The 26,089-nt window shown below is 68.0% G+C and carries 21 protein-coding genes and 1 riboswitch; of the genes, 17 read left to right on the plus strand and 4 right to left on the minus strand.

What is annotated here, in order from left to right; translation table 11 throughout:
* Positions 1 to 20: 20 nt before the first annotated feature.
* The 12 genes from ftsH (at position 21) to H4F99_RS13920 (ending at position 16,540) form a co-directional block, all read left to right on the plus strand.
* The gene (gene ftsH, locus H4F99_RS13865) at positions 21 to 1,925 is read left to right on the plus strand and encodes an ATP-dependent zinc metalloprotease FtsH (protein ID WP_182670485.1); all 1,905 of its coding nucleotides are present in this window, start codon (positions 21 to 23) and stop codon (positions 1,923 to 1,925) included.
* Positions 1,926 to 2,053: 128 nt separating this feature from the next.
* Positions 2,054 to 2,953 carry a dihydropteroate synthase gene (gene folP, locus H4F99_RS13870; RefSeq protein ID WP_182670487.1) on the plus strand — a complete coding sequence of 300 codons (900 nt, stop codon included), beginning with the start codon at positions 2,054 to 2,056 and terminating at the stop codon, positions 2,951 to 2,953.
* A 255-nt stretch (positions 2,954 to 3,208) separates the two neighbouring features.
* A complete protein-coding gene (gene putP / locus H4F99_RS13875) occupies positions 3,209 to 4,720 on the plus strand; it encodes a sodium/proline symporter PutP (protein ID WP_182670489.1) in 1,512 nt (503 codons plus the stop codon).
* A gap of 15 nt (positions 4,721 to 4,735) precedes the next feature.
* Entirely contained in the window at positions 4,736 to 5,707 is a 972-nt protein-coding gene (miaA, locus tag H4F99_RS13880; protein WP_182670491.1) for a tRNA (adenosine(37)-N6)-dimethylallyltransferase MiaA, read from the plus strand.
* A gap of 146 nt (positions 5,708 to 5,853) precedes the next feature.
* Entirely contained in the window at positions 5,854 to 6,141 is a 288-nt protein-coding gene (gene hfq / locus H4F99_RS13885; protein ID WP_182670493.1) for an RNA chaperone Hfq, read from the plus strand.
* Between the two features lie 26 nt (positions 6,142 to 6,167).
* The gene (gene hflX / locus H4F99_RS13890) at positions 6,168 to 7,520 is read left to right on the plus strand and encodes a ribosome rescue GTPase HflX (RefSeq protein ID WP_182670495.1); all 1,353 of its coding nucleotides are present in this window, start codon (positions 6,168 to 6,170) and stop codon (positions 7,518 to 7,520) included.
* 117 nt (positions 7,521 to 7,637) lie between these two features.
* Complete coding sequence (hflK, locus tag H4F99_RS13895; protein WP_182670497.1) at positions 7,638 to 8,729, plus strand: FtsH protease activity modulator HflK; 1,092 nt, start codon at positions 7,638 to 7,640, stop codon at positions 8,727 to 8,729.
* Positions 8,729 to 9,592, plus strand: a complete 864-nt coding sequence (gene hflC, locus H4F99_RS13900; protein ID WP_182670499.1) for a protease modulator HflC — start codon at positions 8,729 to 8,731, stop codon at positions 9,590 to 9,592. The genes hflK and hflC overlap by 1 nt, the downstream gene beginning before the upstream one ends.
* 37 nt (positions 9,593 to 9,629) lie before the next feature.
* Positions 9,630 to 9,836 carry a DUF2065 domain-containing protein gene (locus H4F99_RS13905; protein WP_182670501.1) on the plus strand — a complete coding sequence of 69 codons (207 nt, stop codon included), beginning with the start codon at positions 9,630 to 9,632 and terminating at the stop codon, positions 9,834 to 9,836.
* Between the two features lie 191 nt (positions 9,837 to 10,027).
* Complete coding sequence (locus tag H4F99_RS13910; RefSeq protein ID WP_182670503.1) at positions 10,028 to 11,320, plus strand: adenylosuccinate synthase; 1,293 nt, start codon at positions 10,028 to 10,030, stop codon at positions 11,318 to 11,320.
* A 603-nt stretch (positions 11,321 to 11,923) separates the two neighbouring features.
* A complete protein-coding gene (locus H4F99_RS13915; protein ID WP_182670505.1) occupies positions 11,924 to 15,367 on the plus strand; it encodes a LodA/GoxA family CTQ-dependent oxidase in 3,444 nt (1,147 codons plus the stop codon).
* Between the two features lie 3 nt (positions 15,368 to 15,370).
* Positions 15,371 to 16,540: an NAD(P)/FAD-dependent oxidoreductase gene (locus tag H4F99_RS13920; RefSeq protein WP_182670507.1), complete on the plus strand. Its 1,170-nt coding sequence runs from the start codon at positions 15,371 to 15,373 to the stop codon at positions 16,538 to 16,540.
* Positions 16,541 to 16,567: 27 nt separating this feature from the next.
* Here H4F99_RS13920 and H4F99_RS13925 read toward each other — a convergent pair whose 3' ends face one another.
* Both H4F99_RS13925 and H4F99_RS13930 read right to left on the minus strand, forming a co-directional pair.
* Entirely contained in the window at positions 16,568 to 17,023 is a 456-nt protein-coding gene (locus H4F99_RS13925; RefSeq protein WP_182670509.1) for a hemerythrin domain-containing protein, read from the minus strand.
* Positions 17,020 to 17,421, minus strand: a complete 402-nt coding sequence (locus H4F99_RS13930) for a hypothetical protein (protein ID WP_182670511.1) — start codon at positions 17,419 to 17,421, stop codon at positions 17,020 to 17,022. Before H4F99_RS13930 ends, H4F99_RS13925 begins: the two co-directional genes overlap by 4 nt.
* A 148-nt stretch (positions 17,422 to 17,569) precedes the next feature.
* Between H4F99_RS13930 and H4F99_RS13935 the strand changes: the two genes are divergently transcribed.
* Genes H4F99_RS13935 through cls form a run of 4 tightly spaced genes read left to right on the plus strand, consistent with a single transcriptional unit; the run spans position 17,570 to position 22,009 of the window.
* Positions 17,570 to 19,258 carry an ABC1 kinase family protein gene (locus H4F99_RS13935; protein WP_182670514.1) on the plus strand — a complete coding sequence of 563 codons (1,689 nt, stop codon included), beginning with the start codon at positions 17,570 to 17,572 and terminating at the stop codon, positions 19,256 to 19,258.
* Positions 19,259 to 19,310: 52 nt separating this feature from the next.
* A complete protein-coding gene (locus H4F99_RS13940) occupies positions 19,311 to 20,393 on the plus strand; it encodes an SDR family oxidoreductase (RefSeq protein WP_182670516.1) in 1,083 nt (360 codons plus the stop codon).
* 31 nt (positions 20,394 to 20,424) lie between these two features.
* Positions 20,425 to 20,706, plus strand: a complete 282-nt coding sequence (locus H4F99_RS13945) for a hypothetical protein (RefSeq protein ID WP_425488030.1) — start codon at positions 20,425 to 20,427, stop codon at positions 20,704 to 20,706.
* Between the two features lie 37 nt (positions 20,707 to 20,743).
* Positions 20,744 to 22,009, plus strand: a complete 1,266-nt coding sequence (cls, locus tag H4F99_RS13950) for a cardiolipin synthase (protein ID WP_182670557.1) — start codon at positions 20,744 to 20,746, stop codon at positions 22,007 to 22,009.
* A gap of 123 nt (positions 22,010 to 22,132) precedes the next feature.
* On the opposite strand, the gene chaB is transcribed toward cls, so the two are convergent.
* Positions 22,133 to 22,366, minus strand: a complete 234-nt coding sequence (gene chaB / locus H4F99_RS13955) for a putative cation transport regulator ChaB (protein ID WP_182670517.1) — start codon at positions 22,364 to 22,366, stop codon at positions 22,133 to 22,135.
* A gap of 218 nt (positions 22,367 to 22,584) precedes the next feature.
* On the opposite strand from chaB, the gene H4F99_RS13960 reads away from it, so the two are divergent.
* Positions 22,585 to 22,833 (plus strand): hypothetical protein, encoded by a 249-nt coding sequence (locus tag H4F99_RS13960; RefSeq protein WP_182670519.1) that lies wholly within the window; start codon positions 22,585 to 22,587, stop codon positions 22,831 to 22,833.
* 53 nt (positions 22,834 to 22,886) lie between these two features.
* Here the strand turns inward: H4F99_RS13960 and gcvP are convergent, their stop codons facing one another.
* Positions 22,887 to 25,778 carry an aminomethyl-transferring glycine dehydrogenase gene (gcvP, locus tag H4F99_RS13965; RefSeq protein WP_182670521.1) on the minus strand — a complete coding sequence of 964 codons (2,892 nt, stop codon included), beginning with the start codon at positions 25,776 to 25,778 and terminating at the stop codon, positions 22,887 to 22,889.
* 48 nt (positions 25,779 to 25,826) lie between these two features.
* Positions 25,827 to 25,986: riboswitch (glycine riboswitch) on the minus strand.
* Positions 25,987 to 26,089 lie beyond the last annotated feature (103 nt).

Consider the following 26,089-nt stretch of genomic DNA (forward strand, 5'->3'; position numbering starts at 1 on the left):
GGGCGGATACAGGTGGATGAATGAACGACTTGGCCAAGAATCTGCTGCTCTGGGTGATCGTCGCCATCGTGTTGATGGTGGTGTTCCAGGCATTCGGCCCACGCACGGCGGCGACGGAGAACCTCGCGTACGACCAGTTCGTCCACCAGGTGCAGAACGACCGCGTGGCCAAGGTCAAGATCGCCGAGGACCGCACCACCATCACCGGTGAACGCAAGGACGGCAGCAGCTTCACCACGCACAGCCCGGGCGACAAGGACCTGGTGAACGACCTCCTCGACCACAACGTGGCCATCGAGCAGGTGCCGCCGGAGACCGGGCCGTCGCTGGTGTACATCGTGGTACAGCTGTTGCCCTGGCTGCTGTTCATCGGCATCTGGATCTATTTCATGCGCCAGATGCAGCAGGGCGGTGGAAAGGGTGCGATGAGCTTCGGCAAGTCGCGCGCCAAGATGCAGGGCGAGAACGAGGTCAAGGTGAATTTCACCGATGTCGCCGGTTGCGACGAGGCCAAGGAGGAAGTCGGCGAGCTGGTCGAGTTCCTGCGTGACCCCTCCCGTTTCCAGAAACTCGGCGGCAAGATCCCGCGCGGCGTGCTGATGGTCGGCCCGCCCGGCACCGGCAAGACCCTGCTGGCCCGCGCGATCGCCGGCGAGGCCAAGGTGCCGTTCTTCAGCATTTCCGGTTCCGACTTCGTCGAGATGTTCGTCGGCGTCGGCGCCAGCCGCGTGCGCGACATGTTCGAGCAGGCGAAGAAGCACGCGCCGTGCATCATCTTCATCGACGAGATCGACGCGGTCGGCCGCCATCGCGGCGCCGGCCTCGGCGGCGGACACGACGAGCGCGAGCAGACCCTCAACCAGCTGCTGGTCGAGATGGACGGCTTCGAGGGTGGCGAGGGCGTGATCGTGATCGCCGCGACCAACCGTCCGGACGTGCTTGACCCGGCGCTGCTGCGCCCGGGCCGGTTCGACCGCCAGGTCGTGGTCGGCCTGCCCGACGTCAAGGGCCGCGAACAGATCCTGCGCGTGCACATGCGCAAGCTGCCGATCGCCGACGACGTCGACCCGATGACCATCGCGCGCGGCACGCCGGGCTTCTCCGGTGCCGACCTGGCCAACCTCTGCAACGAGGCGGCGCTGTTCGCCGCGCGCGAGAACGCGCGCGAGGTCCGCATGGAGTTCTTCGACAAGGCGCGCGACAAGATCCTGATGGGTGCCGAGCGCCGCTCGATGGCGATGAGCGAGGACGAGAAGAAGCTCACCGCCTACCACGAGGCCGGTCATGCCATCGTCGGTCGCGTCGTGCCGGAGCACGATCCGGTCTACAAGGTCACGATCATTCCGCGCGGCCGTGCGCTGGGCGTGACGATGTATCTGCCGGAAGGCGACAAGTACTCGATGAACCGCGTCGCGATCGAATCGCAGCTGTGTTCGCTGTACGGCGGACGCGTGGCCGAAGAGCTCATCTTCGGGGCGGACAAGGTCACCACCGGTGCGTCCAACGACATCGAGCGTGCGACCAAGATGGCCCGCAACATGGTCACCAAGTGGGGCTTGTCCGACGAGATGGGGCCGATCGCCTACAGCGAGGACGAGGACGAGGTATTCCTCGGCCGTTCGGTCACGCAGCACAAGAACGTATCGGACGAGACTGCGCGCAAGATCGACACCGTGGTCCGGGGCATCCTCGACAAGGCGTACGGCGAGAGCACACGCATCCTCCAGGACAACCTGGACAAGCTGCACGTGATGGCCGAGGCGCTGCTGCAATACGAGACCATCGACGCGCACCAGATCGACGAGATCATGGCCGGCCGCGAGCCGGGCCCGCCGAAGGACTGGGTCAAGTCCGGTCGCGTGAACAAGGACGATGCCGATCCGACGCCGCCCGGCGCGGTGGTCGGGCCTGCCGCGCAGACCTGATCCAGCCGGCACGGAAAACGAAGGGCCGGGAGGCTGAGCTCCCGGCCTTTTTCGTTTGCGCTTCGAAACACGCCGGCGTGGAGCGCGGGCTGGCATGATGCGGGCATCCTCTTGAACCGGATGGCTCCATGTTCGACCTGTCGCCACGTCTCGACTGCAAGGGCCGCGTCCTTGAACTCGATCGTCCCCGCGTCATGGGCATCGTCAACGTCACGCCCGATTCGTTCTCCGATGGTGGCGAACATGCGACGACCGACGCGGCGGTGGCACACGCGCTGCGGCTGGTGGAGGAGGGCGCTGACCTGCTCGACATCGGCGGGGAGTCGACGCGGCCCGGTGCCGCGGACGTATCGCTCGACGAGGAACTGGCGCGCGTTGTCCCGGTGATCGAAGCGCTGGCGGCGCAGGTCGACGTGCCCTTGTCGATCGACACCTCCAAGCCCGAAGTGATGGAAGCGGCGGTGGCTGCCGGCGCCGGGATGATCAATGACGTGTACGCGCTGCGCCGCGAGGGTGCGCTCGAGACCGCGGCGGCGGTCGGCGTCCCGGTGGTGTTGATGCACATGCAGGGCGACCCACGGTCGATGCAGTCCGCGCCCGACTACGACGACGTCGTGGCCCAGGTCCACCGGTTCCTCGCCGAGCGGATCTTCGCGGCCGAGATGGCTGGCATCGACAAAAAGCGCATCGTCGTCGACCCGGGCTTCGGCTTCGGCAAGACGCTCGAGCACAACCTTGCCCTGCTGGCAGGACTGGAGCGCTTCGGCGAGCTGGGGGTTCCGGTCCTGGCCGGCCTGTCCCGCAAGCGCGCGATCGGCGACCTGACCGGTCGCGAGGTGGCACGCGACCGCGTGTACGGCTCAGTGGCGGCGCACCTGGTTGCCGCGCAACGCGGTGCGCGCATCGTGCGCGTGCACGACGTCGCCGCGACGGTCGATGCGCTGAAGGTATGGGCGGCGGTCGATGCCGTTCCCACACCCCGCGCGTCGGGTCGGGCGGCGATGCCCGCGTGGCCCGACGAGGATTGACATCCCACGTTCGATCCTGTCTCCGGATGCGGCAGTCAGGTGCATGAACGGGTGGTCAAAAATTCGCCATACAGGCCGTGGGCCGCGTGGCTGCGGCGTATCGCGGTGTTGTCCACAGGTTCGTACGTGCGCTTGTCCACAGGGTCTGTGAACAACCCGGGCTGAACGAAATCCGCATCTGCGTTAGGCTGGCCCATTCGCGCGTCGCCCGGGGCGGCGCCCATTCGCTTCAAGTCACGGGGGAACCTGTTGCCTATGACAGCCAGCACGCCGCTTCTGGTTACGTTCTCGATCTACCTCGCCGCCGTCGTCCTGATCGGCCTCGTCGCGTGGAAGTCGACCAAGAATTTCGACGATTACATCCTGGGCGGCCGTTCGCTCGGTCCCTTCGTGGTCGCACTCGCGGCCGGCGCCTCCGACATGAGCGGCTGGCTGCTGATGGGCCTGCCCGGCGCGATGTACCTGGGCGGGGTCTCGGAAGGCTGGATCGCGTTTGGCCTGGTGCTGGGGGCCTGGATCAACTGGAAGTACATCGCCGGACCCTTGCGCGTCTACACCGAGCGGACCGGCAACGCACTGACGATCCCCGACTATTTCACCCATCGCTTCCAGGACCGTGACCGCATCCTGCGCGTCCTGTCGGCGCTGGTGATCCTGGTGTTCTTCGCGGTCTACTGCGCCTCGGGCGTGGTCGCCGGTGCGCGCCTGTTCGAGTCCGTCTTCGGGCTGCCCTACAACCAGGCCCTGTGGTGGGGGGCGGGTGCCACCATCCTGTACACGTTGATCGGCGGATTCCTGGCGGTCAGCTGGACCGACACCCTGCAGGCGACGTTGATGTTCTTCGCCTTGCTGCTGACGCCGGTGATCGTGATCATGACCAGCGGGGGCTACGAGGCCAGCATGGCCCTGATCCGGCAGGCCGACCCGGGCAACCTTGACTGGTTCCGCGGCGGCGAGCTGGGCTTCATCGGCATCGTCTCGCTGCTGGCCTGGGGCCTGGGCTACTTCGGCCAGCCGCACATCCTGGCGCGCTTCATGGCGGCCGACAGCGTCCGCACCATCCCCGCCGCCCGCCGCATCGGCATGGCGTGGATGATCCTGTGCCTGGCCGGCTCGCTGGCGGTGGGCTTCTTCGCAATCGCCTACTTCGCCGCCAACCCCGGGCAGGCCGCGGGGGTGAACGAGAACTCCGAGCGGGTCTTCATCGAACTGGCCAACCTGCTGTTCAACCCGTGGGTGGCCGGAGTGCTGCTTTCCGCGATCCTCGCCGCAGTGATGAGCACGCTGTCGTGCCAGTTGCTGGTGTGCTCCAGCGTGATGACCGAGGACTTCTACCGCGGGTTCATCCGCAAGGCCGCGAGCCAGCGCGAGCTGGTCTGGGTGGGGCGCATTTCGGTAGGACTGATCGCCCTGCTCGCGTTGTGGCTGGCCCGCGATCCGGACAGCCGCGTGCTGGGCCTGGTCAGTTACGCCTGGGCCGGGTTCGGTGCTGCATTCGGGCCGGTGGTGCTGTTTTCCCTGTTCTGGGAACGCATGACCCGCAACGGTGCGCTTGCCGGCATCGTGCTGGGCGCGGGCACGGTCATCGCGTGGAAGCAGATTGCCGTACAGCAGTACGGCTCCGGGCTTTACGAGATGGTGCCGGGCTTCATCGTGGCGACCCTGGGCATCGTGATCGTCAGCCTGCTCGATCGCACGGGCCCTTCGGACGAGATGAAGGCCACCCACCAGCAGGTCCGTGCCTCGCTGCACGAAACCGGGTACTGACGGCTGGCATCCGCCATGGTGGCCGGGACTTCGCGCGGCGACGCCCGGCCACCGGCCATCTGCCTGATGGGCCCGACGGCCTCGGGCAAGACCGCGCTGGCGGTCGACTGGGCCGAACGCCTGGGAGGAGAGGTGGTCAGCGTCGATTCGGCGCTGGTCTATCGACGCCTCGACATCGGGTCGGCCAAGCCCAGTGAGGAGGAGCGCCGGGGCGTTCCCCACCACATGCTCGACCTGCGCGAGCCCTGGCAACCGTACTCGGCAGCGGAGTTCGCGGCGGATGCGCGCCGGGCAATGGACGACATCCATGCACGCGGGCGCGTCCCGATCCTGGCCGGTGGCACGGGCCTGTACTTCCATGCGCTATTGCGGGGCCTGTCGCCGATGCCCGAGGCCGATCCGGCCACCCGCCTCGCGATCGAGGCTGAAGCGGCCGAGCGCGGTTGGCCGGCCTTGCATGCGGCGTTGGGCCAGATCGATCCGAAGGCGGCCGCCCGCATCCATGCCACGGATGCCCAGCGCATCCAGCGTGCGCTTGAGGTATGGCGCCTGAGCGGGCGCCGCATCAGTGACTGGCAGGCCGAGCGTCCGGCCCGGCTGCCGTATCGCGTACTCAAGCTGGTGCTGTGTCCCCGGGACCGCGGCACCCTGCATGCGCGGATTGCACGGCGGTTCGATGCGATGCTTGCCGCGGGCTTCCTCGACGAGGTGCGTGCGCTGCGGGCGTTACCGGACCTGGAGTGCCATGTCGCGCCGCTGGACCTGCCGGCGCTGAGGGCCGTCGGCTACCGGCAGGCCTGGGAATACCTGGACGGCACAGGTGACGCCGCCGCCTTCCGCGATCGCGGCATATTCGCCACCCGGCAACTGGCGAAACGCCAGATCACCTGGCTGCGTGGGCAGCTCGATGCGCGCTGGTTCGACCCGGAAGGCGACCGGGACCGCCTCAAGGCCGCGCGGGTCCTGTTCATGCCCGGTGCCGGCTGAAGGCTCGCCGGAATCTGCCAAGCGCGCCCGCCCGCGAGGGTGCAAACTTGCGCTACCATCAGCCGGCCGCTGCCATGGGGAGTGATGGCGGTGGGTCCTTCCAGTCGGGCCCTCCTTATAACTAGAACGCGATCGGGGAAAATTTGATGTCCAAGGGACAATCCTTGCAGGATCCATTCCTGAATGCACTTCGGCGCGAGCGCGTGCCGGTTTCGGTTTACCTGGTGAACGGCATCAAGCTGCAGGGCACCATTGAATCCTTCGACCAGTTCGTCGTGCTGTTGCGCAACACCGTCAGCCAGATGGTCTACAAGCATGCGATCTCCACCGTGGTGCCTGCGCGCAACGTGCGCGTGGGTCCGGGTGGCGGTTACATCCAGACCGGACAGGGCGAGGGTGGCAGCGCTGGCGGCGATGACGAGGTCGATGACTGAGTTGCCGGACGGAGCGATGAACGCGCGTGTTTGAACGATCCCGCAAGGGCGAGCATGCGCTGCTGATCCAGCCCCATGCCGGTGGCCCGCCGGACGAGGAGCTGCTGGAAGAATTCGCGGACCTGGCCCGTTCCGCCGGCGCCAGCGTCGCGGCGTTGGTGACGGCGCGCATCGACCGTCCGAACCCCGCCACGCTGATCGGCAGTGGCAAGCTGGAGGAAGTGCGCGCCGCGGCGGATGCCAGCGGAGCCGACCTCGTGCTGGTCAATCATCCCTTGAGCCCGGTGCAGGAGCGCAACCTCGAGCGCGCGCTGCAGCGTCGTGTCGTCGACCGGACCGGCCTGATCCTCGACATCTTCGCCCAGCGGGCGCAAAGCCACGAAGGCAAGCTGCAGGTGGAACTGGCGCAATTGCGCCATCTCGCGACGCGCCTGGTGCGCGGCTGGACCCACCTGGAGCGCCAGCGCGGCGGTTCCATCGGTCTTCGAGGCCCCGGTGAAACCCAGCTGGAGACCGATCGCCGGTTGCTCCAGAAGCGCGTTGACATCCTGCAGAAGCGCCTGGAGAAAGTGGACGTCCAACGGGCCCAGATGCGCCGCGCCCGGGTGCGCAGCGAACTTCCGCGCGTTGCCCTGGTGGGCTACACCAACGCGGGCAAGTCGACGCTGTTCAATGCCTTGACCGGTGCGGAGGCCTATGCCGACGACCGTCTGTTCGCCACCCTCGACCCGACCGTGCGTCGCCTCGAGTTGTCCGGGGGGAGCGTGGTACTGGCCGACACGGTGGGCTTCGTACGGGACCTGCCGCATGAGCTGGTCGCTGCGTTCCGCTCCACCTTGTCGGAAGCACGCGAGGCCGACCTCCTGCTGCATGTCGTGGATGCGGCCGATCCGGCCCGGCACGAGCGCATCGCGCAGGTGGACCAGGTCCTGGCCGAGGTCGGGGCGGGCGACCTGCCGCAGGTGCTCGTGTTCAACAAGATCGATCGTCTCGACGTCGCCGCCGAGGGTGAACCCGGACAGGTCGAGGTGTTTGCGCCTCGTATCGACCGGCCCGCGCAGGGACGTGTCCGGGCATGGCTGTCGGCCCGAGACGGGCAGGGTATGGACCTGCTGCGCGAAGTGCTGGCGGAGGCGCTCGAGCTGCGCCACGTCGTGGGCCGGGTAAGGGTGCCGCCGGAGGCCGCGCGCCTGCGCGCCCGCCTGCACGAGCTGGGCGCCGTCCGCACCGAGGTGGCGGACGAACAGGGCTGGGAGATCGACGTCGACATCGCGATCAGTGACCTGCAAAGGGCATTCGCGCAGCCCCATGGAGAATGGTTGCGTCCGCTGGTGGAGGCGGCCGGCGTTGCCGGCGACGAAACGGAAGACTGGGCCTGAGCCCACCAGGCCGGTGCTGCCCCTTGCTTGAGCGGCACCCGGCCCCCACCTAGAATCGAGCGATGCCGAACGCCGGGCCCTCCCGCGCCCGGCCACGATCCACCAACTGGAGCAGGCATGGCCTGGAACACCCCCGGCAGCAACAATTCCGGCAACCGCCCGACGCGTTCACCCTCGGGCGGGGGCTTCGACGCGGTCCTCGATGCGATCCGCAACCTCTTCGGCGGCGGCGGCGCCGGTGGCATCGGCCGCTGGCTCCTGCTGCTGTTCGGCCTGTGGTTGGTGTTCAACTGCTTCGTGCTGATCGCGGAGACCCAGCGCGGCGTCGTGCTCCGCTTCGGCCAGTTCTCCCGCGTCCTGCAGCCGGGTCCGAGCCTGAAGCTGCCATGGCCGATCGAAACGGTGGAGAAGGTGGACGCCACCCGGATCCGCACCATGACCAACAACGTGCCGGTCCTGACCAGCGACGAGAACATCGTCCACGTCGAGATCAACGTGCAGTACCAGGTCAGCGATCCGAGGCTGTACAAGTTCGGCACCCGCGATGCGGACGAAGTGCTGCGCCAGGCGGCCCTCAGTACCATGCGCGAACAGGTCGGCCGGTCCACGCTCGACACGGTGCTGGGCGCGCGCAACGCGTTGGCGGTGTCCTCGCGCGAGCAGTTGCAGGCGTCGTTGGATGCCTACCGTACCGGGCTGCTGGTGACCGAGCTCAACCTGCCCAACGCACGTCCACCGGAACAGGTCAAGCCCGCGTTCGACGATGTCAACAGCGCCCAGCAGGAGCGCGAGCGCCTGATCAGCGAGGCACGTGCCTATGCCGCGAAGGTGGTACCCGAGGCCCGCGGCAAGGCGGCGCAGGTCCGGACCGCCGCGGAGGGCTACAAGACCGCCACGGTCGCGCGTGCCGAGGGTGATGCCGAGCGCTTCTCCCTGCTGGTCGACGAGTACGCCCGCGCGCCGGAGGTTACCCGCAAGCGCCTGTGGCTGGAAACGGTCCAGCAGGTGCTGGGGCAGAACCAGAAGATCATCGGCGGCGATTCCCGGCAGCTGATATACACCCCGATGCGCGGCAGCGCAGGCACGGGCAGCACGCCCCCGGTGTCCCCCGAAGCGCTCGCGCCCGTCGTCAGCACGCCGGAATCCACCGGCCGCGGCTCGCGCACCAGTCGCGAGTCCCGTCCCACTGGCCGAGAGGAGGGCCGTTGATGAAAGCGCCCATCTGGATCGCCGTGATCGTACTGGCCCTGTTCGGCCTGCTGGGGTCGGTCTTCATCGTCAAGGAAGGCGAGACCGCCCTGGTCCTGAACCTCGGCCGCGTTTCGCGTGCCGACCTGGGGCCGGGTCTGCACTTCAAGGTGCCGCTGGTCGAGAACGCGATGGTGTTCGACCGCCGCCTGCAGGTGCTCGATGCCTCGCCCGAGCGTTACCTGACCTCCGAACGGAAGGACGTGGCCGTCGACTTCTTCTCGCTCGGCCTGATCGACGACGCCACCGCATTCTTCCGTGCGACCGGCGGCGACGAGAGCGTCGCCGTGGCGCGCCTGGTGCCGATCGTCAAGGATTCGCTGCGCAACGAGATCAACGCCCGCACGCTGCAGGCGGTGGTGTCCGGGGACCGCTCGGAAATCATCGAGGCGCAGCTGGACAAGATCAACGTGGGTGCGGCCACCCTTGGGGTGAAGATCGTCGACCTGCGCATCAAGCAGATCGACCTGCCCACCGACAGCGAGGTCATCACCAACGTATACGCCCGCATGAGCGCACAGCGCCGACAGGTCGCCAGCGCGCTGCGCGCCGAGGGCGAGGAACAGGCGCTGGAGATCCGGGCCGAGGCCGACCGCGAGCGGACCGTGATCCTGGCCGAAGCCGAGCGTGATGCCCAGCGCCTGCGGGGCCAGGGCGATGCCGAGGCGACCCAGACGTATGCGGTCGCCGCCAACAAGGACCCTGCGTTCTATGCATTCCAGCGCAGCCTGGAAGCCTACCGGCATGCCTTCGCGGACGGCGAGGCACTGATGGTGCTCGACCAGGACGACCCGTTCCTCCAGTACCTCGAGGACGACCGCTGAGCCGAGTGCGAAGCCCCGGTCGGCCGCGCGGTCACTGATGACGGAACTGCTCTCAGCCCTGTGCCTGGTGGCCGTGCTCGAAGGCCTGCTCCTGTTCGCCGCGCCGCGGGGCTGGAAGCAGGCGGCCGAGCAACTGCAGGCCCTGCCGGATCGCCAGCTGCGCCTGATCGGCGCGGCATGCGTCGGAGCCGGCCTGCTCGCGCTGTGGTGGATCCGCGCGGGCGCCGAACCCGCCATTGGCTGAATCGTCCTGGGCGCGGCGCTCCCCGGGCCACTGGCCTCCCGCCCTCGAAACCCGGATAATGCACAAAAGCCGGACGGGCCTGCTCCGATGTGAGCCGCCCGCCGGCTTTTTCCGTGTCCGCCCCCGTGGTGGATCGGCGCTTGGCCGCGTGTTGGCGCGGCTACCCCCAACATCTGCGGAGTACAACCGTCATGGGTCAGTCAGTCGTCGTTCTCGGTGCCCAGTGGGGCGATGAAGGCAAAGGCAAGATCGTCGATCTGCTGACCGAGGAAATCGGGGCCGTCGTCCGCTTCCAGGGGGGCCACAATGCCGGCCATACCCTGGTCATCAACGGCAAGAAGACCGTCCTGCACCTGATTCCCTCGGGCATCCTGCGCGAAGGCGCGCTGTGCCTGATCGGCAATGGCGTGGTGCTGAGCCCGGCGGCGCTGCGCAAGGAAATCGACGAGCTCGAGGCGACCGGCGTGGACGTGCGCTCGCGGCTGAAGATCAGCCCGGCGACGCCGTTGATCATGCCGTACCACATCGCCTTGGACCAGGCGCGCGAAAAGGCCGCCGGCGGCAAGGCCATCGGCACCACCGGCCGTGGCATCGGTCCGGCCTACGAGGACAAGGTGGCGCGTCGCGGCATCCGCGTGGCTGACCTGCACTACCCCGACCAGCTGGCCGAGAAGCTGCGCACGGCACTGGATTACCACAACTTCGTGCTGACGAAGTACCTCGGCGTCGACGCGGTCGACTACCAGAAGACCCTCGACGAGGCGCTCGAGTTCGGCGAGTACGTGCAGCCGATGAAATCGGACGTCGCCGGGATCCTCCACGACCTGCGCAAGCAGGGCAAGCGCGTGCTCTTCGAGGGCGCGCAGGGCTCCCTGCTCGATATCGACCACGGCACCTACCCCTACGTGACCTCGTCCAACACCACCGTGGGCGGCGCGCTGGCCGGCGCGGGCGTGGGCGCCGACGCGATCGACTACGTGCTGGGCATCTGCAAGGCCTACGCCACCCGCGTGGGTGGCGGTCCGTTCCCGACCGAACTGCACGACGAGATCGGCCAGGGCATCCGCGATCGCGGACAGGAATACGGTGCGACCACCGGCCGACCGCGCCGTTGCGGCTGGATCGACATCGTCGCGCTCAAGCGTGCGGTCGCGATCAACGGCATCACCGGCCTGTGCATCACGAAGCTCGACGTGCTCGACGGCATGGAGTCGCTCAAGATCTGCATCGCCTACGAGTACCGGGGCAAGCGCACCGAGTACGCACCGCTCGACGCGGCCGGCTGGGAAGAATGCACCCCGGTGTACCTGGAGTTCCCCGGCTGGGAAGAGAACACCCACGGCATCACCGAATGGGACCAGCTCCCCGCGGCGGCCCGTGCTTACCTGCGTGCGCTGGAAGAGCTGGCGGGTTGTCCGCTGGCGATCGTGTCCACCGGTCCGGACCGCGCCCACACGATGGTCCTGCAGGATCCCTTCGCCTGACCGGGACAGGGCGCGGATAAAAAGGAAGAGCCGCATCGCTGCGGCTCAGTCGGGAACGCGTTCGTCCCGGGTCCGGGGCGAACGGAAAGAGCAGGGAACGCGATAGGGGCGGGTGGTGACCCGTTGGAGCCGCATGCGCCTGCCAAGGCCACCGCATCGGGGGAGAGTGCGGTGGGAGGGTGACGTCAGGCGGTCATGCGGGGTGCGGAGCAACGGGGCGAGAGCCCTCGCCTCGATCCGACGGGCGAATATGGTCCTTCCATGGGCAGACTCCCTTGCGATCCCTGTATCTGCATGATTGATGCGTGTCGCTTGGGCAGCGCACGGGATGTGCCGTGCCCGCACTACGCCCCTGCACTGTGGCAGACCCGGCGGGTAAAGGGAAAGTCGGATTCCTGATGGATTTATTCACCTGGCGTATGACGCGGCTTGGCCTTCCTCGCCGCTGCGTTGCGTTGGCCGGGTTGAAGAACAGGGACAGGGATCCAGACCCCGGGTGTGCAGGCCGGCCGCGCGATCGACGCGGTGTGTCTCCACCCGGGCCATTTCGGGTTCCACCCCGGCGCGGGGCAGCGTCGCGGGCCGCAAGCAAAGGAGTGTTCCATGGCGACCGTGTACAGGATCCACCCGGCCATCGGCATTGCCCGGCTGGGCAACAGCCCCGACGAATTCTTCATCGGCCCCGAGCGTTCCGGCGAACGGCCCGAGCCGAACGGCGGTTTCAAGGACGCGGAGTGCCGCGTCAAGCGGCAGGCCGCCCGGTTCCGTATCTTCGCCCACCACGACGACGACACCGTGGCGGAAATCACCGATGCGGAGGCGGAGATCGAGTGGCGGGTCCATGTCGCGAACCGGAAGGCAGGTTTCCCCGGCCGCGGCAACAGCGAGCCTGCCGGGGATCTGGTGATCGACCCGGGACCGCGCTCGACGGACGGTCCCAACCAGGCACGCAGCTTCGACGGCGGCAGCATACGTTTCAGCGGCACCGCGACCACCAGCGTGCCGTTGGGCGAAATGCGCACCGATACGGCCAATCGACTGCTGGTGCTCGGCGGCAGCGGTCGCGCGGCCTCCCCGGCGGGAAACGGCATCGCGAACTTCTGGGGAAACCCGGGCTGGTACGACGACATCGCCGATGGCGCCGTCAGTGCCACCATCCGGCTGCGTTCCGACAACAGCACGCCCGCGGTCGAGGGGGCCTGGGTCATCGTGGCGCCGCCCAAGTTCGCGCCGCACCAGGACAGCATCACCACCCTGTACGACCGCCTGCTGCAGGCAATGGTCGATGCCGGCCTCGCGCCCGCGCCGGCGAGCACGTCGTACACACGCGACGTGCATCCCCTCCTGCAGCGGACCCGCGACATCGAGTGGGTCAAGAACACCCACGTGCATGCCTGGAGCGAGCCGGTCACCTCGGCCCCGCTTCGACAGGCCATCTTCAGCCGCCTGTCGCCGGGCGACATGCCCCAGCTTGCCGGCAGTGATCGCGACATCACGCCGATACAGCGGGCGCACATGGAGCGGTGGAAGGACGACAACTACACGAACGACTGGGTCGGTCCGCCGGTGGCCGAATCGGTGGTGACACCCTCGGGCATGGACCGTGCCGCGCTGGATGCGTGCGTGGGCGCGTCGTTCTTCCCCGGCATCGAAGCAGGCGGCAAGGTGCCGTCGGAGCGGCCGATCCTGGACCCCGCGAACTACAGCAGTGCCTTCCGCATCGATCACGGCTCGGTGCTGCCGGGGACGATCAGTGCTTCGATGGCGCTGCCCTGGCAGGCGGATTTCTATGCCTGCTCCGACAGCTGGTGGCCCGTGCCCCGGCCCGGAAGCGTGTTCCCGGCAGGTGCGGCGTCGCGCGAGAGCTGGACGCGTGGCATCGGCAATTACATGGACATGGTCGACAGGTGGCACAGCCTCGGCTTCGTGGTGGAGCAGGGCGACAGCCACGCGGAGGTGGAGCGTTGCGACACTGCCAGCATCCATCTGCTGACGCCGACGCTCGACTTCATCGACGTACCGCAGGGACCGATGGGCATGGTGCGGGAAATGGCGCTGGCGATCACCTTCGAAGTGATCTCCCCCAGCGCCGCGGTCACCCTGGAATACGCGCCCGGCGGTGCGCCTGCCCATCCACAGCTGATCCCCTACAACACGAGCGTCAGCGTGCCGGCGACGTCGGGTTCGGGCGTGGCGACTGCGCGCCTGTGGCTGATCTACCGCACCGGCGCCCTCAACAGCAGCCTTCCCACGCAGGTGCTCACCGTCCGCGAGCCCGGCAGCGGACAGACCTGGGACATCACGGTGGACGCGAACACCATCGCCCGGAAGACCGCTGGCGTGGCGCTGGTGCTGGATCGATCGGGCAGCATGGCGGAAGATCGCGGCGACGGCACCAGCAAGCATGCCTCCCTGCAGCAGGCGGCCGAGACCTTCGTCGACCTGATGCTCGAAGGCGACGGAGTGGGGCTGGTGCGATACGACCACGACGCCCAGCCGGTGGAGCCGGTGGGCATGCTGGGCAGCGGTGGGCTCTCGGACAGCCACCGCAGTGCTGTCATCGATGCCATCCGCGGCAACGCGTTCGATCCGGCGGGCGCGACCTCCATCGGTGACGGCCTGCACGAGGGACGCCTGTTGCTGGATGCCGCCAGCGGTACCTACGACACCGAGGCCCTGGTGGTCCTGACCGACGGCAAGGAGAACAGCAGTCGCTACATTGCCGACGTCGCCGCGGACATCGACCAGACCACCTACGCGATCGGACTGGGAACCCCGCAGAACACCAGCGCCGCGGCGCTCCAGAACGTGTCGGGCAACACCGGCGGCCACCTGCTGGTGACCGGTGCGATCGACACGGATAACCGCTTCCGCCTCCAGAAGTACTTCCTGCAAGTGCTGGCCGGCGTTTCGAACGCGGAGGTCGTGCTGGACCCCGACGGGCGATTGCACAAGGGTGCGGTGCACCGCATTCCGTTTCGCCTGAGCGGGGCCGACTCGGGCGTCGACGTGATCCTGCTGAGTCCGGGCGTGGAAACAATCGATTTCCGCCTGCAGACGCCGACCGGCCAGATCATCGAGCCCTGGCGGGCCGTCCAGGAACCGGCGATGCGCTTCTCGCTCGGCCGCGATGCCGCGCACTATCGCCTGACGCTGCCGACCCAGCTTCTCGCAGGACGCTATGACCACGAAGGCACCTGGCACGTGCTGCTCGCGCTGGGCCGCCCCCAGCTCAAGCCCGATCGCACCCATGAGGACGGTATCCATGCGGAGCTCCTGCACGGCATGCACGCGAGGCCGCAAGCCGCGCGATCGCGGCCGGACATGGCCGATTACGACGAGCGGGCCCGGCGGTACCGGCTGGCAATGGAAGCGAATGCCCCCGACGCCATCGCGGCGGCGGCGCCTGCGGAGCGCGACAGGACACACGAGGGTGCGGTGGATGCACCGCAACGTCATGGGGTGCCATACAGCGTCATCGTGCATGCCTGGTCCAGCGTGTCGCTTCGCGCGGATATCGAGCAGTCGGGCCATGCACCGGGGGCGCGTATCGACCTGCGTGCCACGCTCACCCGTGCGGGCATTCCGCTCGACGATGATGCGGAGGTATGGGCGGAGGTGCACACGCCCGGTGGTGTCGAGCGTCGCGTGCCTCTTGAGCGCACCGACGCCGGCGATGGATATCACGGGCAGTTCGTTGCCGGGACGGCGGGGACCTGGCCCGTGCGCGTGCGCGCCAGCGGCAAGGGCCCCGATGGCCATCCATTCACGCGTGAGCGCAGCCTCACGGCGGTGGTCTGGAGAGGCGGCGACCGCGACGCGAACGATGGCATGGGTCCGGGCGTACGCGAGCTGCTGGACACGCTGCGCGAGCGCGACCAGCGACTGTGCGCACTGATGGCGTGCCTGCTGTCCAGACGGGAGGGCAGTATCAGTCCGGAGCTGGAAAAGCGCCTGCACGAAGCCGGCTTCGACCTGGCCGCGGTACGCAAGTGTCTGGCGGCCTACTGCCGCGGCTCACGGGTCCCGGGCGAGGGCAAGGGATAGGCCATGGACCCGGATGATCGCAAGCGGCCCTGGGATGCAGTGGTCGTCGGTGCGGGGCCGGCAGGCGCGGCCACAGCGCTGCGGCTCGCGCGCCGGGGCCTCTCCGTCGCATTGCTGGAGCGTAGCGACTTCTCCCGGCCGCGCATCGGTGAGTCGCTTGCCCCGGGCGTCTGGCAACGCTTGCAGGCGCTCGACAGCTGCGCGGCGTTCGAGGCGCTTGCCCCGGCCCCGTCATGGGGCGTCCGGAGCCAGTGGAGTGGCGAGCCCGTCCAGCAGCATTCGTACATGGGACTCGTCCATGCATGCGGGTGGCATGTCGACCGTGCGGCCTTCGACCGCATGCTGGCGGAACAGGCAGCGGTTGCCGGCGCATGCCTGCGCTTGCGAACGCGGGCGCTGAGGATCCATGCCACGGCATCCGGATGGTCGCTTGACGTCGAGACCACGGAGGGCGCCGAGCCGCACGCCCGTGCCTCACGCCGGTATGCGGTGCGGGCGCGCTGCTGGATCGATGCGACGGGCCGCAGCGCAAGGCTTGCGCGGCAGGTGGGTGCCCGCTGCATGGCATTCGATCGGCTGGTCGGCATCGCCGCGCGATGCGTGGTGGACGGTGGTCGCCGCATGCCGCAACACCTGGCGATCGAAGCCACGGAGGCTGGCTGGTGGTACTTCGCGCCGTTGCCGGGTCGCGCCTCGACCCCACCGGCCCTCCAGGCGGTGCTGATGACCGATGCCGACCTCTGCAGCGCGGCGGGCCTGCACCGCAGGCCTGCATGGCAGGAGGCATTGCAGGCGTCCATCCGGGGGAGCACCGGGGGCACGGGATCCGACATCGGCTGGGACGCCCCCCGTGTGCACTGTGCCGCTACGCAACGCGCCTGGCGGCACCCCGACAGCTGGGCCCAACCCTGGTTGGCCGTGGGAGAGGCGGGGCTTGCCGTCGACCCCCTGTCGGGAAGTGGTGTATTGCGAGCGCTCGACAGCGCCGAACGTGCGGAAGCGACGATCGTGGCGCTCCTCGAAGGCAACCGCCGGGCCGCCATCGCCGACTTCGAGCAGTCTCGAGACGCGGAATGCGAAAGCATGCTGCGCCAGCGAAGCGCCCATTACCGGGACGTCGATCGCTGGCACGGTGCACCGTTCTGGCAACGGCGCCAGCGCTGCGCGGCGTGAGAGGAGCGCGCCGCCCGCAGTGCGCGCTCAGTGGGTGCCGCCCTGCTCCTGCAACCGCTCGAAGTCATCGCGATAGCGCTCGGCAAGCTCGGTTTTCTGCGCCTCGCTGAGAATCTTGCCGGACACCTGGAAGAACTTGTTCTCCTCTTCGCGCAGGTGGTGGTGCACCTGTTCGGACAAGGCGCGCGCCTTCTCCAGCCACGCATCCCCGGACGGCTTGAGCTTGGCCAGGTCGGCCACCAGCTCATCGATCTCGTGATGCTCGTGCAATGCATGGCGGGTGGCATCCAGCCCGTTGTCGTCCATCAGCATCGGCGCGTACAGGAAGCGCTCCTCGGCGGCCTCATGCGCTTCCAGCTCGATGCGAAGCGTTTCGAAAAGCTGCTGGCGTTCCTTGGCGTCTTCGGTGCGCACCAGGCGCCGCAGCAGGCTCCGCTGGTTCTCGTGGCTGTCGCGCAGCGCGTCGTAGATGTTCTCGCTCACGCCTGCGCCACCTTGCCGATCCTGCAACGCGAGACCACCGCCCGCGTCAGTTCGGCGACTTCGTGCCACTCGATGCCGTGGGTATCCCGCATGCGCTCGCAGCGGCTGCGCAACTGCGCGTCGAGCGCGTCGCCGTCGGCATGCGGTGCTGAAAGATAGGTGCTGATCCCGAGCTGGATGGCGGGCATGTACCGCTCGAACGGAAGGCTCGCGTTGAACGCCGGATTGGCCGGGTACTCGCGGCGCCAGAAGCGGATCTCGCGATCGCTGTCGATGACGAGGCGCGGCGTGTGCTGGGGCAGGACGTTGATCTCGATCGACGTGGCGGGTACCGGGCCGTCGGCTTCGATCATGTCGGGATGGCTGAGCATGGTGGCGACCTCGAGGGTGGTGTTCATCCGGCGCTCAATCTCACGCCTGCCCCGTGAAGTCGATGTCGATGGCAGGTCGGAACCCGGCTCTTTCCTGAATGACCGCCCCTGCATTCACCGGCCGACCACGAAGCCGAATGGAGGATGGTGGAATCGATCCACGGTTGGGGGCGGAATGGCGGAAGACAACGGAACGCGCGCGCGGCAGGACGTGCCCGACGGGATGGCGCACAAGGCGAGGGTGCTTCGCTTCCTGCTGAGGTACCGGCGTGCCGGTTTGTTCAGCGGCCTCCAGCTTCCGAATGAAGAGGGTGCCGATGACGAGCAGGGGCAGCCGGAACGGTTCGCGCAGGACCTGGAGGCGCTGGGCCCCACGTTCATCAAACTCGGCCAGATGCTGTCCACGCGTCCGGACCTGGTACCGGCACCCTTCGCCTCCGCGCTCGAGCGGATGCAGGAGGACGTGGCGCCGCTGCCTTTCGAGCAGATCCGGGAGGTGGTCGAACGCGAGCTGGGTGTCTCGATCTCGCAGGCCTTCGGGAGTTTCGAGGAGGCGCCGCTGGGCTGCGCATCGCTCGCCCAGGTGCATCGTGCGACGCTGCGGGATGGCCGGCCCGTGGCCGTCAAGGTGCAGAAGCCGCGCGTCGCCCAGCAACTGCGCGCCGACCTTGATCTGCTGGAGAGCCTGGCCGTCGCGGCGGATCGCCTGACCGACGTCGGCGGCAGCGTCCGCTTCGCCGACTGGCTGGCGGAGTTCCGCAGGACGGTCATGGCGGAACTGGACTATGTCGCGGAAGCGGAAAACCTCGATCGCTTCGGCGAGCATCTCGCGCACTACCCCGAGCTGACCGTGCCGGCCCCGGTATGGGATTACACCCGTCCGCGCCTGCTGGTCATGGCGCTGGTGGACGGAGTGCAGGTGGGTCAGGTGTCCGGGCTGCGGCGCACCGAGGAGTCGATGGCGCCGCTCGCCAGCGCGCTGGTGCGCGCCTATCTCGACCAGACCTTCGTCCACGGGGAGATCCACGCCGATCCCCACCCGGGCAACCTGCGCGTCACGCCCGACGGGAAGCTGGCGGTGTTCGACCTCGGCATGGTGGCCAACGTGCCACCGCGCCAGCGCGACCGCCTGATGAAATTGCTGTTCGCCGCGGTGGACGGCCGCGGCGAGCAGGTGGCCGACGAACTCATGGCGCTGAGCATCCGCCTGCCGGACTTCGACGAGGCACGCTTCACGCGTGAAGTCGCGCAGTTGGTCAGCCGTTATGCGGCCCATCCGGCATCCATGGCCGAGGGCGGCGTCGTGCTCGAGCTGGTGCGCATTTCCGCCGTCACCGGCCTGCGCACGCCGCCGGAGCTGAGCCTGTTGGGCAAGACGCTGTTGAACCTCGACGCGGTGCGAATGCAGTTGTCGCCGGAGCTGGATACCCGAGCGCTGGTGGAGGACCACCTCCAGCACGTCATGCGCGCGCGCCTGCGCAAGTCGCTGTCGTCCCCCAACCTGGCGGCGGAACTGATGGAGCTCCAGACCCTGGTGCGCGATGGTCCGCGCAAGCTCACGGACATCCTGTCCTTGCTGGCCGACAATCGCCTGCAGGTGCGGATGACCGGGCTGGAGGAGTCGCACCTGATGGAAAACCTGCAGAAGATCGCCAATCGCATCTCGGCCAGCGCGATCGCCGCTGCCCTGATCCTGGCGTCATCGCTGTTGATGGGCGTGGAGAGCGGACCCCGGCTCTGGGGGTATCCGGCGCTGGCGTTGGTGCTCTTCGTCATGGCAGTGCTGCTCGGCCTCACCCTGGTCGCCAGTGCGCTGCTGGGTGATCGTCGCGCGCCCGTCCGGGAGGAACGCCCTCCACGCTGAGGCCATCCCCCGTCCGGTGGCCCGCATCCAAGCTCGTCGAAGGAGTACCTGCATGGCAAGTCGCAAGAAATCGTCCGGAACCGTCGCGAAGAAGGCCGTGAAGTCATCGAGGGCATCCACCCAGGCCCGGGTGGGCGCAGCACTCGGCGATGACGCCCGCGTCGCGGCCGCCGTGGCGCGGCGGCATCGCGGATTGCAGGCACGTGCGGAGCGGGTGAACGAAGCGGCGCGGAAGTCGGCATCTTCCAAGGACAGGAAGAAGCCCGTGCAGGCCGGTGCGCGTTCCCAGCCGGTCAACCCGATGCCGGCCCAGCACCTTCCCAAGCCGGGCAACGAGCATGCGCTCCGCACGGCGCCGCGTTACGACGCCCCCGCGTACGAAGGCAGCGGCAAGCTTGAGGGCATGAAGGCCATTGTCACGGGGGGAGATTCCGGGATCGGGCGCGCCGTGGCCGTGTTGTTCGCGAGGGAGGGGGCCGACGTGGCCGTCTTCTACCTCAACGAGCACGAGGACGCGGAAGTGACGCGCGAGGCGGTCGAGGCGGAGGGCCGGACCTGCGTGCTCGTGGCCGGCGACGTGAAGGACAGCCGGTTCTGCAACCGCGCGGTGAAACAGACCGTGCGACAACTCGGTGGGCTGGACATCCTGGTCAACAACGCCGCGTTCCAGCAGCATCTGGAGCGGCTGGAGGACCTCAATGATGCCCAGCTTGCGGAGACCCTCGGAACGAACGTGGCGGGGTACTTCAACATGGCGCGGGCCGCGCTTCCCCACCTCGGGAACGGTTCGAGCATCATCAACACGGGTTCGGAGACAGCATTGTTCGGGAGCGGCGGCTTGCTGGATTACGCCGCCACCAAGGGTGCGATCCATGCGTTCACGCTCAGCCTGGCGGCACAGCTGTTGCCTCGCGGCATCCGCGTGAATGCGGTTGCGCCTGGACCCGTATGGACGCCGCTGAACCCGGCCGACAGGCGCGGGAAGGACGTGGCGGACTTCGGCAAGGACAGCGACATGGGACGGCCGGCGCAACCGGAAGAGATCTCCCCTGCGTACGTGTTCCTGGCATCGCCGGTCACCGCCTCCTACATAAGCGGCGTGGTCCTGCCAGTGATGGGCGGTCCACGCGGATGACGGCGCGCGTCCGCTCCGACGACCGGCCGGAATGCGGCTGATGGCACCGGTGGATGCACTTGGGTGGACGGCGTCCGGCGTTCTGCTCCTGACCCTCGGCCGGCAGGTCTGGGTGCAGTGGCGCGAGCGTCGGACCGAGGGCGTCTCCTCCTGGCTGTTCATCGGCCAGATGACCGCGAGCCTCGGTTTCACGGTGTACAGCGCGCTGATCGGGAACGCGGTTTTCGTGCTGACCAATGCCGCCCTGCTCCTGACGGCGATCGCCGGGCAGTTGATCTACCGCCGCAACGTGCGAAGAGAGGCCCGTGAATGACCGCGGCGAGCTTGCCATGAGCCGTTGGCGCAAGCGACTGGCGTGGACCGTGGTCGGCACGGTCCTGGCGACCGTGCTGGGCGTCGTGGTGTGGATGAACTTCGCCACCCCCGAGAAGGCGTTGGAACGCAAGGTCGAGCACCACTATGCGGTGTCCGACCCGCAGTTCGTGCGGGAGATGTCCGTGATGCTGGGCCCGTCGGTGCTCCCGGGCAACAAGGTGGAAGCCCTGAACAACGGGCACGAGATATTTCCGGCCATGCTCGCGGCCATCCGCAGCGCCCGGCACACGGTGACCTTCGAAACCTACATCTACTGGTCCGGCGAGGTCGGCACGCAGTTCGCCGAAGCCCTGTCGGAGCGCGCGCGTACAGGCGTGGAGGTGCGGGTGATGATCGACTGGGTGGGCAGTGCCAAGATGGACGAAGGCCTGCTCGACCGCATGGAAGAGGCCGGCGTCGACGTGATCCGCTACCGGCCCCTGAAGTGGTACAACCTCGGCCGGATCAACAACCGCACCCATCGGAAGTTGCTGGTGGTGGACGGGAAGGTCGGATTCACGGGTGGTGTCGGCATCGCCGACCCATGGCAGGGCAATGCCGGCGATGCCGACCATTGGCGCGACATGCATTTCCGCATCGAAGGGCCGGCCGTGGCGCAGATGCAGGCGGCGTTCAACGACAACTGGATCAAGACCACCGGGGTGGTCCTCAACGGCGATGGTTACTTCCCAGAGCAGGAGCCGGCGGGCCTCATGCCCGCACATGTGTTCGTGTCGTCGCCGGCAGGCGGCAGCGAGAGCATGCACCTGATGTACCTGATGTCGATTGCCGCCGCGGAACGCACGATCGACCTCGCGGCTGCGTACTTCGTGCCCGATGACCTGGCGATCCAGGCGTTGGTGGCGGCGCGCCACCGCGGTGTCCGGGTGCGTGTCATCGTGCCGGGCCGGCATATCGACTCGGTGGTCGTGCGGCTGGCGTCCAAGGCCCATTGGGGCGAGCTTCTCGCCGCCGGGGTGGAGATCCATGAGTACCAGCCGACGATGTTCCACAACAAGATGCTCATCGTCGACCAGGGCATGGTGTCCGTCGGCTCGACCAACTTCGACCTGCGCTCGTTCCGCCTCAACGACGAGGCGAGCCTCAACGTGTACGACGCGGAGTTCGCCCAGGCGATGACCCGCGTGTTCGAAGGCGACCTCGAGCACGCCAGGCGTTATACGTACGAGGCGTGGTTGCACCGACCGTGGCGGGAGCGTGCGATGGAAACCGTGGTGTTGCCGATCAAGTCGCAGCTTTGAGCCGCATTCCGCAGGGTCGGGCCTGACGAACGTACGCGAGGTGCGCATGCGCCTCGCTGCCCCGCCGGGAAGCCAACCGGCACGTCGCACCGCGCAGTACTTCTTCTCAGTGATTCTTCCTTCTCAGTGATTCTTCGCGTGCCAGTCGCCGTCGTCGCCTTTCTCGTACTTCTCTTTCACCGCGGCCCAGGCTACCCGGTGCGACGTTTCCTCGCGGCTGGCGTCGCCCCGCCGGTCGGAGGGATCCTTGTACTCGGTCCAGGCGCTGTTGTAGGCCTCCTTGTAGATCTCCTGCGCATGCTTGGGCGTGTGGTCGCGGACAGAGGCAGGCAGGTCACTGATCGAGTCGTAAGGCATGGGGCGCTCCTGTAGAGGGGTGTGCCCACCCTCTTACGCTGCGCCTTAAGATCGCGCCAAGCCGGTGGAAAGAATCAGTTCATCGGCACCGGTCGTTCACGTATCAGTGGGTCATGCGATGGCGACCTTCCTGCCGGGGAGGGGCGCCCGGTGGGATTTCACACTGAATCGCCCGGCAGTGGCCCACACTTCGCCTTCCTCCGACCTGGGTTGACGCGATGGACCTGCCCCCGGTAGCGGCTGATTTCGAAGGCCTGGTCGCGCGGTGCGACGCCGTCGAAAAGAAGCTGCCGCAATTGCATGTCGAATTTTCCGACCCCCTCACGTTCGACCGCGCGTTCGCCGCGATCGCGTCCGCGCTTCTCGCCAATGCCGAGCAGATCGAGGCCGCGCCCGAGGATCCGGTCGCCTACGTGAGAAAGCGCCTCGACCGGATGCTGGCGGCGGGCGGTGCAACGACGCGGTAACGGCGTCGCACCGCCAGCGCATGGGCCCGGCGCAGGGCGCCGGAGATCGACCCTCAGGCCCCGGCAGGCTCCGCTGCTTCCTCGTCACGGTAGGCATCGACCGGGATGCAGCTGCAGAACACGTTCTTGTCGCCGTGTACGTTGTCGACACGCGCCACAGGCGGCCAGTACTTCTGCTGCTTCAGCACCGGCAGCGGGAACGCCGCCAGTTCCCGCGGGTACGCATGGGTCCATTCGCTGCCCGCCACCATGGTCGCGGTATGCGGCGCATTGCGCAGCGGGTTGTCCTCGCGTTCCAGCCGGCCGTCCTCGATCGCGCGGATTTCCTCGCGGATCTCGATCATCGCGTCGATGAAACGGTCGAGTTCGTGCAGCGACTCGCTTTCGGTCGGCTCGACCATCAGGGTGCCGGCGACCGGGAAGCTCAGCGTCGGCGCGTGGAAGCCGAAGTCAATCAGTCGCTTGGCCACGTCCTCCGCCGAGATGCCGGTCGCGTCCTTGAGCGGACGCAGGTCGAGGATGCACTCGTGCGCGACCAGGCCGTTGCGGCCCGTGTACAGCGTCCTGAAGTGCGGTGCCAGGCGTTTGGCGACGTAATTGGCGTTGAGCAGGGCGACCTGGGTCGCCTTGCGCAACCCCTGGCGGCCCATCAGGGTGATGTACATCCAGCTGATCGGCAGGATGCTCGCGCTGCCCCAGGTGGCGGCGCTGACCATGCCGACATCGCCTTCGCCGCCGAGCGCGCGCGGCAGGTAGGGCGCGAGATGCGCCTTGACCGCGCACGGGCCGACGCCCGGGCCACCGCCGCCGTGCGGGATGCAGAAGGTCTTGTGCAGGTTCAGGTGCGAGACGTCGGACCCCCACTTGCCTGGCTTGGCCAGGCCGACGAGGGCGTTCATGTTGGCGCCGTCGGTGTACACCTGGCCACCATGCTGGTGGACGATGTCGCAGATCGCGACCACGTCCTCTTCGAACACGCCATGCGTCGAGGGGTAGGTGATCATCAGCGCGGCGAGGCGATCGCTGTACTTCTCCGCCTTCGCGCGGATGTCATCGAGGTCGACGTTGCCGTTGGCATCGCACTTGGTGACCACGACCTGCATGCCGCACATCTGCGCCGAGGCCGGGTTGGTGCCGTGCGCGGACTCCGGGATCAGGCAGATGTCGCGCTCGGGCTGGCCGTTGGCGCGGTGGTAGGCACGAATCGCCAGCAGGCCGGCGAACTCGCCCTGCGCGCCGGAGTTGGGCTGCAGGCTGACCGCGTCGTAACCGGTGCACTCGACCAGCATCTTCTCGAGGCCGTCGACCAGTGCCTGGTAGCCCTGCGTCTGCGAGGCCGGTGCGAGCGGGTGGATGTTGCCGAACTCGGGCCAGGTCACCGGGATCATTTCCGCGGTGGCATTGAGCTTCATCGTGCAGCTGCCGAGCGGGATCATCGTGCGATCCATCGCCAGGTCCTTGTCGGCCAGCGTCCGCATGTAGCGCAGCAGTTCGTGCTCGCTGTGGTGCGTGTTGAATACCGGGTGGGCGAGGAAGCCGCTCTTCCGGCGCAGCGCCGCGGGAATCGCGTCGACCGCGCGCGCGTCGAGCGCGTCTACGTCGATGGCGGCGCCGAACACGCCGGCCAGCGCCACCAGGTCCTCGCGGGTGGTGGTCTCGTCGAGGCTGATGCCGACACCGGTCGCATCGACGTGGCGCAGGTTGATGCCCGCGGCCGCGGCCTTCGCGTGGGCCGCGGCGGCGTCGATGCCCGACACCAGCAGTGTGTCGAAGAAGTCGCCGGTGACCGCGACGCTGGCCTCGCGCAGGGCGTCGGCGAGGATGCAGGCCTGGCGGTGCACGCGGCGCGCGATGCGGGTCAGGCCTTCGGGGCCGTGGTAGACCGCGTACATGCTTGCCATGACCGCGAGCAGCACCTGCGCGGTGCAGATGTTGCTGGTGGCCTTCTCGCGGCGGATGTGCTGCTCGCGGGTCTGCAGGGTCAGTCGGTAGGCCGGGTTGCCTTCGGCATCGATCGACACGCCGATCAGGCGGCCGGGCATCGAGCGCTTGTAGGCATCGCGGCAAGCCATGAAGGCCGCATGCGGACCCCCGGCGCCGAAGGGCACGCCGAAGCGCTGGCTGTTGCCGACGACAATATCGGCGCCCCATTCGCCCGGCGCGGCGATCAGGGTCAGCGCGAGCAGGTCGGTGGCGACGCAGACGATGCCGTTGCGCGCGTGGACGGCGTCGGCCAGCGATCGGTAGTCACGCACCTGGCCGAAGGTGTCCGGGTACTGGAGCAGCACGCCGAAGCTGTCGACGCTGGCGGCCTCGGACTCGTCGCCGACCTGCAACTCGATGTCCAGCGGTTCGGCGCGCGTGCGCAGCACCTCCAGCGTCTGCGGGTGCACGTTCCGGGAGACGAAAAAGAGGTTCGACTTCGACCGGGTGGAGCGCTTGGCGAGGGTCATCGCCTCGGCAGCGGCGGTGGCCTCGTCGAGCAGGGACGCGTTGGCGATCTCCATGCCGGTGAGGTCGGCACACATCGTCTGGAAGTTGATCAGCGCTTCCATCCGCCCCTGCGAGATCTCCGCTTGGTAAGGCGTGTAGGCGGTGTACCAGGCCGGGTTCTCGAGGATGTTGCGCAGGATCACCTTCGGCGTGTGGGTGCCGTAGTAGCCCTGGCCGATGAAGCTGCGGAAGACCTGGTTCTGGTCGGCGACGGCGCGGATCTTCGCCAGAGCCTCGACCTCGCTCATCGCCTCCGGCAGGGCCAACGCCTCCGGCAGCTTGATGCCACCGGGGACGATCGCGTCGGTCATCGCGTCGAGCGAGCCGTAGCCGATCGCGTCCAGCATCACGCCGATCTCGGCGTCGTTCGGACCGATGTGGCGCTCAAGGAAGGCGTCGTGGTGCTCGAGCTCGCGCAGCGACGGCGTGTGCGGGGCAGGGGTGTTCGTCATGTCGGGGCGTCCGTAGGTCGGTCAGGCCGGGTGCGTTGCCGCACGTAAGGGCGCCCCTCTGTCCTTTCGCCTGAGAGTTTGGAAGCGTGCCTCGACAGGCGGCTGGGGGAGGGGGTGCCTCCTGGAAGCCTCGCTTCTTGCCCCTTCGGCGCCGGCCGCCCCCGCTGCTGATACCAGTCGGGTCGCCGGTCTCTCCAGAGTTGTGTCACCACGCGTGGTGCTGGGCCTGAGCGATTACGGGCGTTGCGCCTTCGGCAGCGGTACGGACCGCTTCTCCCACGCGTGGACCCCGCCAGTATACCGTTTCGGCC

Source organism: Marilutibacter penaei (assembly GCF_014145395.1).
GTDB classification, from domain to species: Bacteria; Pseudomonadota; Gammaproteobacteria; order Xanthomonadales; family Xanthomonadaceae; genus Marilutibacter; species Marilutibacter penaei.

Bases quoted from the DNA above. Each gene is read 5' to 3' on its own strand.
- ftsH (WP_182670485.1), top strand. From the start codon at position 21: ATGAACGACTTGGCCAAGAATCTGCTGCTCTGGGTGATCGTCGCCATC.
- folP (WP_182670487.1), top strand. From the start codon at position 2,054: ATGTTCGACCTGTCGCCACGTCTCGACTGCAAGGGCCGCGTCCTTGAA.
- putP (WP_182670489.1), top strand. From the start codon at position 3,209: ATGACAGCCAGCACGCCGCTTCTGGTTACGTTCTCGATCTACCTCGCC.
- miaA (WP_182670491.1), top strand. From the start codon at position 4,736: ATGGTGGCCGGGACTTCGCGCGGCGACGCCCGGCCACCGGCCATCTGC.
- hfq (WP_182670493.1), top strand. From the start codon at position 5,854: ATGTCCAAGGGACAATCCTTGCAGGATCCATTCCTGAATGCACTTCGG.
- hflK (WP_182670497.1), top strand. From the start codon at position 7,638: ATGGCCTGGAACACCCCCGGCAGCAACAATTCCGGCAACCGCCCGACG.
- hflC (WP_182670499.1), top strand. From the start codon at position 8,729: ATGAAAGCGCCCATCTGGATCGCCGTGATCGTACTGGCCCTGTTCGGC.
- H4F99_RS13905 (WP_182670501.1), top strand. From the start codon at position 9,630: ATGACGGAACTGCTCTCAGCCCTGTGCCTGGTGGCCGTGCTCGAAGGC.
- H4F99_RS13910 (WP_182670503.1), top strand. From the start codon at position 10,028: ATGGGTCAGTCAGTCGTCGTTCTCGGTGCCCAGTGGGGCGATGAAGGC.
- H4F99_RS13915 (WP_182670505.1), top strand. From the start codon at position 11,924: ATGGCGACCGTGTACAGGATCCACCCGGCCATCGGCATTGCCCGGCTG.
- H4F99_RS13920 (WP_182670507.1), top strand. From the start codon at position 15,371: ATGGACCCGGATGATCGCAAGCGGCCCTGGGATGCAGTGGTCGTCGGT.
- H4F99_RS13930 (WP_182670511.1), bottom strand. From the start codon at position 17,421: ATGAACACCACCCTCGAGGTCGCCACCATGCTCAGCCATCCCGACATG.
- H4F99_RS13935 (WP_182670514.1), top strand. From the start codon at position 17,570: ATGGCGGAAGACAACGGAACGCGCGCGCGGCAGGACGTGCCCGACGGG.
- H4F99_RS13940 (WP_182670516.1), top strand. From the start codon at position 19,311: ATGGCAAGTCGCAAGAAATCGTCCGGAACCGTCGCGAAGAAGGCCGTG.
- H4F99_RS13945 (WP_425488030.1), top strand. From the start codon at position 20,425: ATGCGGCTGATGGCACCGGTGGATGCACTTGGGTGGACGGCGTCCGGC.
- chaB (WP_182670517.1), bottom strand. From the start codon at position 22,366: ATGCCTTACGACTCGATCAGTGACCTGCCTGCCTCTGTCCGCGACCAC.
- H4F99_RS13960 (WP_182670519.1), top strand. From the start codon at position 22,585: ATGGACCTGCCCCCGGTAGCGGCTGATTTCGAAGGCCTGGTCGCGCGG.
- gcvP (WP_182670521.1), bottom strand. From the start codon at position 25,778: ATGACGAACACCCCTGCCCCGCACACGCCGTCGCTGCGCGAGCTCGAG.